This is a genomic window from Nonomuraea sp. NPDC052265, assembly GCF_044547985.1.
Taxonomy (GTDB): Bacteria; Actinomycetota; Actinomycetes; order Streptosporangiales; family Streptosporangiaceae; genus Nonomuraea.
In genome coordinates this window covers 180937-193296 of sequence record NZ_JBIUBJ010000007.1, presented here as the reverse complement: position 1 = coordinate 193296, position 12360 = coordinate 180937, and the positions used below count along the sequence as shown (strand labels likewise).

Annotated in this window: 10 protein-coding genes and 1 pseudogene; 4 read left to right on the top strand and 7 right to left on the bottom strand. The window is 72.7% G+C overall.

What is annotated here, in order from left to right; all coding sequences use genetic code 11:
* Positions 1-14: 14 nt before the first annotated feature.
* Positions 15-461, top strand: a complete 447-nt coding sequence (locus ACIHAD_RS22780) for an Lrp/AsnC family transcriptional regulator (protein ID WP_397356571.1) — start codon at positions 15-17, stop codon at positions 459-461.
* A 27-nt stretch (positions 462-488) separates the two neighbouring features.
* Here the strand turns inward: ACIHAD_RS22780 and ACIHAD_RS22775 are convergent, their stop codons facing one another.
* Positions 489-950 carry a GNAT family N-acetyltransferase gene (locus tag ACIHAD_RS22775; RefSeq protein WP_397356569.1) on the bottom strand — a complete coding sequence of 154 codons (462 nt, stop codon included), beginning with the start codon at positions 948-950 and terminating at the stop codon, positions 489-491.
* A gap of 72 nt (positions 951-1022) precedes the next feature.
* Complete coding sequence (locus ACIHAD_RS22770; RefSeq protein ID WP_397356568.1) at positions 1023-2024, bottom strand: polysaccharide deacetylase family protein; 1002 nt, start codon at positions 2022-2024, stop codon at positions 1023-1025.
* Positions 2025-2274: 250 nt separating this feature from the next.
* Between ACIHAD_RS22770 and ACIHAD_RS22765 the strand changes: the two genes are divergently transcribed.
* Positions 2275-3528, top strand: coding sequence for a C39 family peptidase (locus ACIHAD_RS22765; RefSeq protein ID WP_397356567.1), 1254 nt, complete (start codon positions 2275-2277; stop codon positions 3526-3528).
* Here ACIHAD_RS22765 and ACIHAD_RS22760 read toward each other — a convergent pair whose 3' ends face one another.
* The gene (locus ACIHAD_RS22760) at positions 3529-4836 is read right to left on the bottom strand and encodes an FAD-binding oxidoreductase (RefSeq protein ID WP_397356566.1); all 1308 of its coding nucleotides are present in this window, start codon (positions 4834-4836) and stop codon (positions 3529-3531) included. It lies immediately after the preceding gene.
* Between the two features lie 226 nt (positions 4837-5062).
* Between ACIHAD_RS22760 and ACIHAD_RS22755 the strand changes: the two genes are divergently transcribed.
* Positions 5063-5947, top strand: coding sequence for a sigma-70 family RNA polymerase sigma factor (locus ACIHAD_RS22755; protein WP_397356565.1), 885 nt, complete (start codon positions 5063-5065; stop codon positions 5945-5947).
* Between the two features lie 123 nt (positions 5948-6070).
* On the opposite strand, the gene ACIHAD_RS22750 is transcribed toward ACIHAD_RS22755, so the two are convergent.
* Both ACIHAD_RS22750 and ACIHAD_RS22745 read right to left on the bottom strand, forming a co-directional pair.
* On the bottom strand, positions 6071-7285 hold the full coding sequence (locus ACIHAD_RS22750) for a cytochrome P450 (protein WP_397356564.1): 1215 nt from the start codon (positions 7283-7285) through the stop codon (positions 6071-6073).
* A 131-nt stretch (positions 7286-7416) separates the two neighbouring features.
* On the bottom strand, positions 7417-9528 hold the full coding sequence (locus tag ACIHAD_RS22745) for an ATP-binding protein (RefSeq protein WP_397356563.1): 2112 nt from the start codon (positions 9526-9528) through the stop codon (positions 7417-7419).
* A 138-nt stretch (positions 9529-9666) separates the two neighbouring features.
* Here ACIHAD_RS22745 and ACIHAD_RS22740 point away from each other — a divergent pair, with 138 nt between their 5' ends.
* Positions 9667-10638: a PP2C family protein-serine/threonine phosphatase gene (locus ACIHAD_RS22740; protein WP_397356561.1), complete on the top strand. Its 972-nt coding sequence runs from the start codon at positions 9667-9669 to the stop codon at positions 10636-10638.
* On the opposite strand, the pseudogene ACIHAD_RS22735 reads toward ACIHAD_RS22740, so the two are convergent.
* Together ACIHAD_RS22735 and ACIHAD_RS22730 are read right to left on the bottom strand one after the other, a co-directional pair.
* Positions 10635-11338 (bottom strand): annotated as a pseudogene (locus ACIHAD_RS22735) (FAD-dependent monooxygenase). The gene ACIHAD_RS22740 and the pseudogene ACIHAD_RS22735 overlap by 4 nt on opposite strands.
* Before the next feature lie 149 nt (positions 11339-11487).
* Entirely contained in the window at positions 11488-12231 is a 744-nt protein-coding gene (locus tag ACIHAD_RS22730; protein ID WP_397356560.1) for an MBL fold metallo-hydrolase, read from the bottom strand.
* Between the last annotated feature and the right edge of the window lie 129 nt (positions 12232-12360).

The window sequence follows — 12360 nt, the reverse complement described above, 5'->3', positions numbered from 1 at the left end:
AGGAGGATTCTCACATGTCGGACATCGACGACATTGACCATCATCTGCTCCGGCTGCTGCGCGAGGACGGCCGGCGGACCTTCTCCGAGATGGCCGACCAGGTCGGGCTGTCGGTGGCGGCGGTCAAGCGGCGGGTCGACCGGCTCAGGGAGATCGGCGTGATCACGGGGTTCACCGTCCAGATCGACTACGCCAAGCTCGGATGGGGGATCGAGGCGTTCACCGAGCTGCGGTACCCGGGGACCACGCCGGTGGGCGAGATCGTCCGTACGGCGACCGACGTGCCGGAGGTTCAGGCCGTCTTCACCATCGCCGGCGACCCCGACGCCCTCATCCACGTACGGGTGCGCGACCTCGGCCATCTCCAGCAGGTCATCGACCGGCTGCGCAGAGCCGGGAACGTCACCGGCACCAAGTCCCTGCTGGTCCTGGGCTCCTGGACCCGCGACGCCCTCACCTGACCCTCGCGGGCGCGCGTCGCCGGCCGGTCAGTTCACCCGCCAGGCGTACTCGAACTCGGGCAGTTCGAACCCCTGCCGGAAACGGCACATCCGCTCGTCCGTACGGCGTGCGCCGTGTCGTTCGTAGAAGGCGATGGCACGCGTGTTCGCGCTCAGCACCTCCAGGTAGACCTCCCTGCCGGGGTGCTCGTCCGCCACCCAGGCCAGGCCGCGCCGCAGCAACGACGACCCGGCGCCCGAGCCCGTGCTCCCCGGCCGCACGTGCAGGTTGTCGAGCAGGATGCGGCCGTTCGGGGCCGGAAGCAGGTAGGCGAAGCCGAGCAGCTCCCCGTCGTCGTCATGGCCGACGAACAACCCCGACCCCGGCACGGGCGAATCCAGCCGTTCCCGCCACAGCGCCAGCCGGTCGTCGTCCAGGGGGCCCTTCAGGAAGGCATCGGGCATGACGCCCGCATAGGCCGTCCGCCAGCTCTCCACGTGCAACGCCACGATCGGGGAAATGTCGTCAATTGTCCCGTTCCTTATCAGCATGGCGGAGAGCATGCCATACCGGGACCGGCCTCACCCCACCCGGCAGGAGACCGCGGGCCAGGTCCAGTTGCCGTTGTGCTGGACGGTGAACCCGAAGGTGTTCCCGCTGCCGTTCGGCCGCATCGTCATGACGTTGCCCGTGCCGTCCCAGGTCGGGGTGCCGTTCCAGGTGGCGATGATCTTCTGCGGGCTGCGCACGGTCACGGTGACGGTCCAGGAGTTCGTGCCGGAGACCGTGACCGACAGGTTGAAGCGGTCGCTCCACTGCTGGCCCTGCGAGACGGTCGCCGCGCAGGTGCCGCCGCCGGGCGGCGGGGACGAGGGCGGCGGGGACGAGGGCGGCGTGGTCGGGCCGCTCCCGTCGGGCGCGACGGCCCGGCCGGTCACCGGCGAGATCATGCCCGCGCACATGTTGCGGCCGCGCAGGTTCGCGGCGATCTGCGGGACCGCGGCGATCGTCGTCGCGTAGTTGTCGTGCATGAGGATGACCTGGCCGTTCTGCAACCGGCCCGCCGCCTGGACGATCTGGGCGGTGCTCGCGCCGTTCCAGTCCTGGGAGTCGACGTCCCAGATGACCTCGGTGAGGCCGAGTTGCTGCTCGACCGACCGCAGGGTGGCGTCGGTCTCCCCGTACGGCGGCCTGAACAACCTCGGCGCGGCGCCCGTGGCCTGCTGGATCGCCTGCTGGGTGCGTTGCAGCTCGGACTGGATCTGGGAGGCGCTCATCTGGGTCAGGTGCGGGTGGGTCCAGCTGTGGTTGCCGATCCACATGCCGGCGCTCTGCTGGGCCTGGACCAGGGCCTGGTTGTTCTGGGCGTTCTGGCCGACGTTGAACATCGTGGCCCGCAGGCCGTTGGAGGTCAGCGCGTTGAGCAGGCTGGAGGTGGTGGCGGGGTTGGGGCCGTCGTCGTAGGTGAGGCCGACGTAGCCGCCGCTGCAGTCGGCGGCGTTCGAGGGGGTGGTGGCCCAGGTCAGCGCGAGGCCCGCGGCGAGCGTGCACGCGGCGCCCAGGATGAGCAACTTCCGGATCATGGTCTGCCTCCAAAGCGGGCGGGCGGAGGTGTTCGTTGGCGAGTGTGCGGACTGGCCCGAAACATATCAATCCATCACAGAAACTTTCGCCAACTCATCCCGAGCACCACGGGCACGACCAGCGGAAACCAGAAAGGAAAGTTTCGCTCCAGAGAAAGCTTCATGGCCCATACGTAGATTTCCCGATGCTTTGCCCCTCCGATGTGCCTACTGTCGGCCCCATCCGAAGCCTTCCGAGCAAGGTGGGTTCATGCGCGTGCTGACCGTCTTCCTGTCCGGACTCCTGCTGGCCACCACCCTCCAACCCCCCGCCGCCGTCGCGGAGAAGAAGCCCGGTCCCGTCGTCGCCGGCGTCGTCTACCAGCGGGCCGACTTCGCCGCCGGCGCCGGCGAGGGCACGTCCGCCGGTGACGGCCTGTCGTTCGCCTCGGCCGCCGGCACCACCTCCTACACCGACGCCCTGGGCACCAAGACCTGGGAGTACGCCCGCTGGACCGGCCCCGAGCGCGCGGTCGGCTTCCCCGCCACCGAGCTGATCGCCTCCTGGACCGCCGACGTGCCCCAGGGAAGCTGGGTGCAGGTCGAGGCCAGGGCCAGGAACACCGCCGGCCTGACCAAGTGGTACGTCCTGGGCCGCTGGTCCTACGCCGAGGGCGACATCCTGCGCACCTCCGTGGCCGGCCAGGGCGACGCGGACGCGTCCGTCGCCGTGGACACGCTGGTGGCGGCGGCCGGGCGGCAGCTTTCGGCGTACCAGCTCCGGCTGACCCTCTACCGGACGCCGGGCTCGGCCGTGACGCCCCGGGTGCGCACGCTCGGCGCGATGGCCTCGAACGTGCCCGACCGCAAGACCGTCCCGGTCAGCCCGGGCGGCGGCGCGTGGGGCGTCGAGCTGAACGTCCCGCGCCGCTCCCAGAACGTGCACGCCGGCCACTACCCCGAGTGGGACGGCGGCGGCGAGGCGTGGTGCAGCCCGACCTCGACCACGATGGTCCTCGGCTACTGGGACAGGTGGCCGAGCGCGCAGGACACCTCCTGGGTGGACCCGTCCGACCCGGCCCCCGAGGTGGACCACGCGGCCCGCTACACCTACGACCACGCCTACCAGGGCGCGGGCAACTGGCCGTTCAACACCGCCTACGCCGGCCGGTACGGCCTGGACGGCTTCATCACCCGCCTGCGCACCCTGACCGAGCTGGAGCAGCTGATCAAGGCGGGCATCCCCGTGATCACCTCGCAGTCGTTCAAGAAGGGCGAGCTGCCCGGCGCCGGGTACGGCACCGACGGCCACCTCATGGTGGTCGTCGGCTTCACCGCGACGGGCGACGTGATCGCCAACGACCCGGCCTCGTCCGGCGACGACGCCGTCCGCCACGTCTATCCCCGCGCCGACTTCGAGAACGTGTGGCTGCGCAGTTCGAGCAGCGGCGGCGTCGCCTACGTCATCCGGCCGCCCGGCCGCGCCCTGCCCGCCACGACGCCGGGGTTGCCCGCCAACTGGTGATCAGTCCAGGACCGGGTAGTTGGCGCGGAACACGCCGTGCGGGTCGCGCGAGCGCTTGATCTCGCGCAGCCGGGCGAGCGCGGGCTCGGGGAACGCCTGCGCCGCCCGCTCGCCCGGCGACAGGAACGTGTACGGCTTGCGCCCGCCGACCCGGTCCCCCAGGGCCGTGACGATCGCGTCCTGCTTGGCCCGTACGGCCTGGGTGAGCTGGGGGGTGACGCCGGGCCCGAGCAGGTGGAGCAGGTACGGCTCGGCCAGCGCTCCCCCGGCGCCGCCCCCCGGCCGGGTCAGCGCGCCGCCCAGGTGCCTGACCTGCATGGCGATCAGCGGCTCGACCGGCCCGGCCAGCAGGATCTCCACGGCGGCGTCGTCCAGCCCGGTCAGCAGCTCGGTACGGGCCACCGCGGGCGCCGGGTCGGTCGGCTCGGCGGTGATCGCGCCGAGGTCGGCCGTGGCCATGGCGGCCCGCGTGTCGGCCAGCACGCCGTCGATCTTGGTCAGGCGGCTCAGCAGGTCCTCGGCCTCGGCCGCCTCACCCAGGTAGGCCAGGTCCACGGTCACCATCGGGGGCGCCTTGGGGTGCTGCACCCGGTTCAGCCACAACGACAGCTCGGGCGGCGCGTCGGCGGTCAGCTCCCGGAAGGCCGCGAACACCTCGGCCGCCTTCTGGCCGGGCCACATGAGGCGGCCGCCGTACAGGGCGCGCTCGGCGTACAGGTCGAACTCGACGGCGGTCACCAGCGCGAAGTCGCCGCCGCCGCCGCGCAGCGCCCAGAACAGGTCGGGGTCGCTCTCCTCGGTCACCCGCGCGGGCCGGCCCTCGGCGTCCACGACGTCGAAGGCGCGCACGGCGTCGGCCGCCCAGCCGTACCTGCGGCCGAACCAGCTCAGGCCGCCGCCGAGGGTGTAGCCGGTGACCGTCACGGTGGGGCTGCTGCCGGCGAGCCCGGTCAGGCCGTGCCTGCCCGCCTCGGCCTGCACCGCGCCCCAGTTCACGCCGGCGCCGGCGCGGGCGCGCCGCTCGCCGGGGTGGATCTCCAGCTCGTCCAGCCGGTTGGTGCGCAGCAGGATCACGCCGTCGCAGGCGCCGCTCGCGCCGTGCCCGCGCGGCTGGGCGGAGACGGTCAGCCCCTCCTGGCGGGCATGGCGGACCAGGGCGGCCACGTCGCCGGCGTCCGCCGCCTCGACCACGGCGGCCACCGGCTGGGCCACCGTCAGGTTCCACGCCCTGGCGGCCTCCTCGAAACCCTCGTCGCCGGGCAGCCACACACGCCCCTCGACCGCGGTGCGCAGGTTGTCGTACGTCATCGGTCACTCCTTCGTGAAGACTCACCACCCTGACGACGGGGGCCCGGGAAAGGTGACCGCCGATCAGAAGGAGCACGATCACCCCCGGGACATGCCTGCGGGCCCCGGCGCGCACGCGCACCGGAGCCCTTCACCACCCCCGGACGGGCCTTAGGATGCCGCCATGGTCGCCCCCCGTCGTCGCTCAGCCGCCTGTATGACGACCCGGCGCGACGAAAGGTGACCGATGAACGCGCAAGCCCACCTGGCCGAGCACTTCGACCTGACCAGGAGCCATCTGCGGGCGGTGGCCTACCGCATGCTCGGCTCGGCCGACGAGGCCGACGACGCCGTCCAGGAGACCTGGCTGCGTGCCGCCCGCGCCGGCGCGGACGAGGTCGCGAACGTGCCCGGCTGGCTGACCACGATCGTCGGCCGGGTCTGCCTCGACATGTTGCGCGTCCGCGGGCGCAGGGGCGAGCACCTCGTCGAGGCGGAGCGGTTCGACCAGGTGAGCGTCCATGACGGCGATCCGGCCGACGCGGCGGTGCTGGCCGACTCGGTCGGGCTCGCCCTGCTCGTGGTCCTCGACACGCTGAGCCCGGCCGAGCGGGTCGCGTTCGTGCTGCACGACCTGTTCGCGGTGCCGTTCGGGGAGATCGCGGAGATCGTCGCGCGCTCCCCCGCCACGGCCAAGAAGCTGGCCAGCCGGGCGCGGCAGCGGGTGCACGGCACGCCCGTCCTGCCCGCCCCCGACCACGCCAGGCAGCACAGGCTCGTGGCCGCCTTCCTGGCCGCGGCCCGCGCCGGCGACCTGCACGCGCTGCTCGCGGTGCTCGATCCCGACGTCCTGCACCGGTCGGACCTGCCGGGGTCGGGCGGCGAGCGGCGCGGGGCCCGTCCGGTGGCGCAGGGCACGCTCACCGGCGCGGGCGGCGCGCGGTTCGCCGGCCTCGTGCTCGTCGACGGCGTGCCGGGCATCGGCGTCCTGCGCGGCGGCAGGCTGTTCCTGGTGCTGCGGGTCACGACGGACGGCGAGCGCATCACCGAGATCGACATCGTCTCCGACCCCGCCCGCCTGGCCGCCCTGGACCTCGCCCTCGACCTCGACGGCGGCGTGCCGGCGCCCTGATCCGTCAGGCCACGGCCCGGCCGAGAAGACGAAAGCGGCCGGGCCGGGCGGCGTCCACGGACTATCGCCCCTCGGCCCGGCCACCCTGTTCCGGATCACGGAAAGCCGGTTTGGCAGGCAGAATCAGCGCAGCAGTACGGGCAACGCCAGCGGCCCCTCGGTGATGATCGACGACGTGTAGGCGATCTCGCCCGGCTCGACCGCCAGGCGCAGCCCGGGGAACCTGGCGAACAGCGACGACAACGCGATCCTGGCCTCCAGCCGGGCCAGCGGCGCCCCCAGGCAGAAGTGCGGGCCCCGGCCGAAGCCCAGATGCCCGTCCTTGGCCTTGCCCAGGTCGAAGTGGCCGGCGTCCGGGCCGTAGCGGGCCGGGTCGGTGCCCGCGCCGGTGAGCCCGACGACGATGGGCTGGCCTGCCCGGATGGTCGTCCCGGCGACCGTGACGTCCTTGAGGGCGTAGCGGAACACCAGGCCGACGACCGAGTTGCGGCTGCGCAGCGCCTCCTCGACCACCTGCTCCCACGCGTCCTCCGTACGGGCGCGTTCGAGCTGGGCGGGGTCGGCGCACAGGGCCAAGACCGCCTTGGCGATCAGGTGCACGGTCGTCTCGTGACCGGCGACGAGCACGACCCACAGGATCCACAGCAGCTCGTTGTCGGACAGGCGGTCGCCGTCGTCCTCGTTGGCGCGGATGAGGCCGGTGGTCAGGTCGTCGCCCGGCTCGCCGCGGCGGCGCGCGATGAAGGCCGCCAGGTAGCCGAGCAACGCCCCGGCCGCCGCGTTCACCTCGTCGGGGGTGGCGGCGTGCGACAACATCACCCCGGTCCACTCGCGGATCTGCGCCCGCTCCTCCCCGGGGACGCCGAACAGCTCGCAGATCACGGCGACGGGCAGCGGCTCGCTGAAGGCGTGCACGAGATCGACCTCGCCGTCGCGCTCGGCCAGGCGGTCGAGCAGCTCGTCGGTCATCTCCTGGACGCGCGGCGCGAGCGCGGCCACCCGGGCCGGGGTGAAGGCCCGGTTGACGAGGCTGCGCAGCCGCCGGTGGTCGGCGCCGTCCTTGGTCAGCAGGTGGTCGCCCTGGATGACCTGGCGCAGCGGCCAGTCGGCGGGGACCGTGCCGTCATGCAGGCCCGTGAAGTTCCTGGCGTCCTTGCTGTAGAGCGTGTCGTCGTTGGCCAGCACCTCGTCCGTCGCCTCGTAGGAGGTCACCAGCCAGCCGTTCACCCCCCCGGGGAGCAGGACGGGCAGGACGGGGCCGTGCTCGTCCCGCAGCCGGCGGATCGTCTCGGACGTCCGCTCGCCGGGAACCGGGAACGAAAGTGGACGGGTGTCCAATGCAGCCTCCCATGTACGGATGTCTCCCTACTCTCCGTGGTAACGCCGATGGATCCAAGAGGTGAGGCTGTCACCGTCAGGCAGGCGACATCTGCCTCCTCCGCCACGTCGGAGTCCCAGGATCGGCCGTCTCACACGTTCGGCAGCCCCTCCCCCTCGGGTTCGAGCGCGTAAGCGATGCCCGCCTCGACCTCGCCGTCGTACCCGGCGCGGAACGCCGACCCGTACGCGTCGTCCCCCAGGGCCTCGCGCGCCTGCCGCTCGCACTCCTGCCGGGCCGCCACCCAGGCCGGGACGCTGGCCTGCGCCTGCCCATGGGTGCTCCAGATCCGCTGCGCCAGCCCCAGCAGCCGGGCCGCCCGCTCCGCCCGGCCCGCCGCGCCCGCGCCGAGCGCCAGCAGGTCGACGGTCAGGCCGATGCCGAAGTCGTCGTGCATCCGGCGCTTGGTGCGCAGCGCCGCCTGCCCGTAGGCGACGGCCGCCCCCACCCGCCCGCGGGCCAGCTCGGCCTGGCCGCGCAGCAGGTCGCCGTGGGAGCGCATGGCCTGCTCGCCACGCTGGTCGCACAGGGCGCGCAGGTCCTCCAGCACCGAGATCGCCTCCTCGATCCGGCCGCCGACGGTGTGCGCGACCGCCCGGCACATCAACGCCAGCAGCCCCGCGATCGTCAGGTCGTCGTCGCTCCAGCGCATGGCGTACGCCGGCTCCGACTCCGTCATGGCCTGCTCCAGGTCGCCGCGGATCACGCCGGCCGACGAGCGCAGCGCCTTGACGCACAGCGCGGCGAAGGCGTCGTCGTCGTCCGCGGCGGCCTCGCACTCCTCGGCCCGCGCCTCGGCGGCGGCGGCGTCCCCCTGGGTGGCGGCGAGCAGGCCGTCGGCCCACAGGGCGCGGGCGCGGATCTTGCCGGGGGTCTGCTCGGAGGCCAGGTCGAGGGCCTGGCGGAGGTAGTGGCGGCCCTCCTTGGCGTAGCCGCAGCCGTACCAGAAGAAGGCCAGCGTGCCGGCCAGGTCCAGGGCGGCGGCGCCGTCCCGCTCGCCGAGCGCGGTCTCCAGCGCGGCGCGCAGGTTGTCGTGCTCGCCGACCATCCGGTCGTACCAGGTGGGCTGGCCGGAGCCGAGCCAGCCGGCCGCGCCGCGTACGGCCAGGTCCTGGTAGTGGGCGCGGTGCCGGCGGCGCAGCTCCTCCTCCTCGCCGAGGCCGCGCAGCCAGCCGGCGCCGTACTCGCGCAGCGTGTCGAGCATGCGGTAGCGCTCCCCCGACCCGGTCGGCAGCCAGGTCAGGATCGACTCGTCGGCCAGGGCGTCGAGCAGCAGCCCGATGTCGGCCTCGGGCAGCCGTTCGTCGGCGCACACCCGGCGGGCCGCCTCGGCGTCGAAGTCGCCGGAGAACACCGACACCCGCGCCCACAGCAGGCGCTCGGCGGGCTCGCACAGCTCGTGGCTCCACCCGACCGCGGTACGCAGCGCCTGGTGCCAGGGCGGGTCGGCCTCCTGGACGAGCGCGAGGTCGTCCTCCAGCGTGGCGAAGCGGTCCTCCAGCCGGTCGGCCAGATGGCCCAGGGGCAGGTCGCGCAGCCGGGCGGCGGCCAGCTCGATCGCCAGCGGGATGCCTTCGAGCCTGCGGCACAGCCGGACGACGTCGTCCCGGTTGGTGTCGGTGACCTCGAAGGTCGGCATCGTCTCCGCGGCGCGCTCGACGAGCAGGGTCACCGCGTCCTGGTCGAGCAGCGCGGTGGCGCCCGCGGCCGGCACCGGCAGCGGCTCGACCACGATCACCAGCTCGGGGTCCACCTCCAGCGGACGGCGGCTGGTGGCCAGGACGTGCAGCCCCGGCACCGCGGCGAGCAGCGCCTCGACGGTCGCCGCGCAGGCGCCGACCAGGTGCTCGCAGGTGTCGAGCACGAGCAGCAGCTCCCGGCCGAACAGGTGCTCGGCCAGCACCTCGGCCATGGGCCTGGTGGTCTGGTCGGTGAGCCGGAGCGCCTCGGCGATGGCGTGCGGCAGCAGGGTCCCGTCGTCCAGCGGCGACAGCTCGACCAGCCAGGAGCCGCCGGCGTAGGCGGGCCGCAGGTCGGCGGCGGCCCGCAGGGCCAGGCGGGTCTTGCCCACACCGCCCACCCCGGTCAGGGTCACCAGCCGCGACCGCCGGCACGCCCTCCGCACCTGCTCCAGCTCGTTGCCGCGGCCGATCAGGCTCGTGAGTTCCGCTGGAAGGTTGCCCGCCTGCCACTTACCTGCCATCGTGATCGCCACCAATCGGATGAAGTTATGAAAGCAGCTTGCCGGAACCTGATGCACTGCGTGACTAAAAGTGAGAAAGTAGCTACTCACCCTGTTCGCCGCATCCGGAAAGAAGAAGCCGATAACCGGAGACATACCATGCGTTCACAGCGAGGCTGGTTCCTGCTGTTCCTGCTGGTCGAAGTGGTTGTCGCGCTGTTCGTCACCTTCCGGGGCGGCGGTTTCGACCCTCTGACGGGCCTGCTCGTCCTCGCCGCCGCGGCCGGCTGGATGGTCGTGAGCCTCCGGATCCAGCGCGGCCAGGAGCGTGAGCTCGCCCGGGTGCGCCAGATCGCCGAGCTCGCCCAGCAGGCGATCGTCCGGCCGATGCCGCCCCGGCTCGGCGGCATGAGCCTGGCCGTCCACACCCGTTCGGCGACCGACCAGGCGCTCATCGGCGGCGACCTGCACGACGCGCTGGTCGCGCCCACGGGGGTGCGGCTGATCGTCGGTGACGTCAAGGGCAAGGGCATGGAGGCCGTCCGCCTGAGCGCCGTCGTGCTGGCCTCCTTCCGCCGGCACGCGCCCGCCGAGCCCGACCTGGTGGCGCTGGCCGCGACGCTCGACGCCGACCTCGCGCCGCACCTGGGCGAGGAGGACTTCGTGACCGTCCTGCTGGCCGAGTTCGTGCCCGGCGAGGTGCGGCTGGTCAACTGCGGCCACCCGGCGCCCCTGCGCATCGGCCACCGCCTGGAGCCGCTGGAGCCGCCCGAGCCCTCGCCGCCGCTGGGCCTGGGCCCCACGCCGCGGATGCGGCGCGCCGGTCTCGGCCTCTCCCAGCGGCTGCTGCTCTACACCGACGGCCTGAGCGAGGCCAGGGACGCCGACGGCGTGGAGTTCCCGCTCGACCAGCAGGTCCGGTACGCCCTGGCCGCGCCGGGCCTCGACCACGCGCTGCCCAACCTGCTCGATCTGCTCGACGAGCACGCCGGCGACCTGCGCGACGACCTGACGCTGGTGCTGGCGCAGCCGGTGCCCGCACCGAACCCGGTCGAGCCCGTCCCTGGACCCGTACCGGCCGCTCCGGGCGTCGCCGTCTTCCCGGCGGACTCCCGTAACGACGGCTCCTAGCTGGCCGCCAGCTCCCCATCCGTCGAGTTCTCGGGCTTCTTGCGCGCCACTGCGGCGTCCAGTGTGCTGCCGGTGGCGGCCTTCGTGGTGGCCGAGGTCGCCTCGACCACGGCCTTGACCACGGGCCGGCGTTCGGCCTCGTAGCTGTCCAGGAGAGACTCCTCGGCGCGCCCGGTGACGACGAGCGCGAGTTTCCAGCCCAGGTTGTAGGCGTCCTGCATGCCGGTGTTCATGCCCTGGCCGCCCACCGGGCTGTGGCTGTGCGCGGCGTCGCCGGCCAGGAGGATCCGGCCCTGGCGAAGCCGGTCGGCCAGGCTCTCGCGGGCCACGAACGACGAACTCCACTGCAGATCGCGTACGCGAGAGTCCAGGGGTGTGCGTTCGGCGACGTAGGCGGCGAAGTCGTCCAGCCCTGGGGTCTGCGGCGGCCGGTCGTCGGCGTGCTGGCCAGGATTCGCCAGTATCCCCCGATCATGGGGAAGACGGCCACGAGGCCGGACTTGCCGAAGTAGACATGGAAGCGGTCCCGCGTGAGCGGCCAGTCCACGGCGACGTCACCCAGGATGAACCCCCGCTTCAGGTCGGCTCTCTGCCGGGTGATGCCCGCCGTCTCACGCACGGTGCTGTGGGCGCCGTAGGCGCCGATCAGCCAGCGGGTTTCGCGCCGTTCGCCGCGACCGTCTTCGTGGCCGAGTTCCACGCCGACGCTGTGCTCGCCGGCTTGCTGCCCGAACACCCGGATCGGTCATCGGCGCGACCAGCAGCGCGGTGAACCGAGACAGCGATGACGGGTGGAGTCCTGTCCAAGCCCGCGTCCGGTGAACGTTCTTCGATCCCCGAAACCTTGGCTCACGAAAGGTCGAAGGTGAGACCGGACGTGGCGATGCCGATCTCACCGTCGTAGCCGGCCCCGGCGGCGGCTCGCGCGGCCGGGGCGTCCGTGCCTGGCTGCAGGTGCGTCAGCACCAGGCGCCGGACATCGGCCTCCAGGGCTTGCCGGCCTGCCTGACGAGCGCTCGTCAGGTGACGTCGGGAATCCTCCGGGACCTGGTTCACAAAGGTGGCCTCGGCCAGGAGCAGGTCAGCGTCACGCGCCAGTTCCACCCTGTCGGGACTCGGGCCGCTGTCGCCCGTGTACGCGAGCACCCGTCCGCCCGCTGTCAGCCGTATGCCGGCATTGGGCACCGAGTGCGGCAGCAGGCGAGTCCGTGCGCGAAACGGGCCGATGTCGAATCCGCTGCCGGCGGTGAACTCGTGCAGGACGTAGGCGTCGGTCAGCACTCCTGGGCGGTCCAGCGCGAGCACCGCGTCCAGGGCGCCGGGCAGCGAGTACACCGGCAACGGCGCCGGCGGGTCATCACGCATGGTGCGCGCCCGCAACAGCGGGTTCAGGTCGGCGCAGTGGTCGGGATGTCCGTGGCTGATGAACACCGCATCGATCTGATCGGCGTCGACCCGTTCCAGCAGCCGCGGCACCGTCGCGTGTCCAAGGTCGACGAGCAGCCTGAACCCGTCGTGCTCCACGAGGTAACCACTGCAGGCCTGGCCCGCCGCCGGCCACGCACCGCATCCGCCAAGGATCGTCAGCAGCATCCGTGAACCCTAACGGATGTCGCTCGTGCTCAGTGATCGACACGAAGTCCCGGTCCGCCGTGAGGCGCTGGAGGCCGAAGGAGGTGCAAGGCCTTCTCGTCGGGCCGTCGCAGGTGTGGAACGCGATCG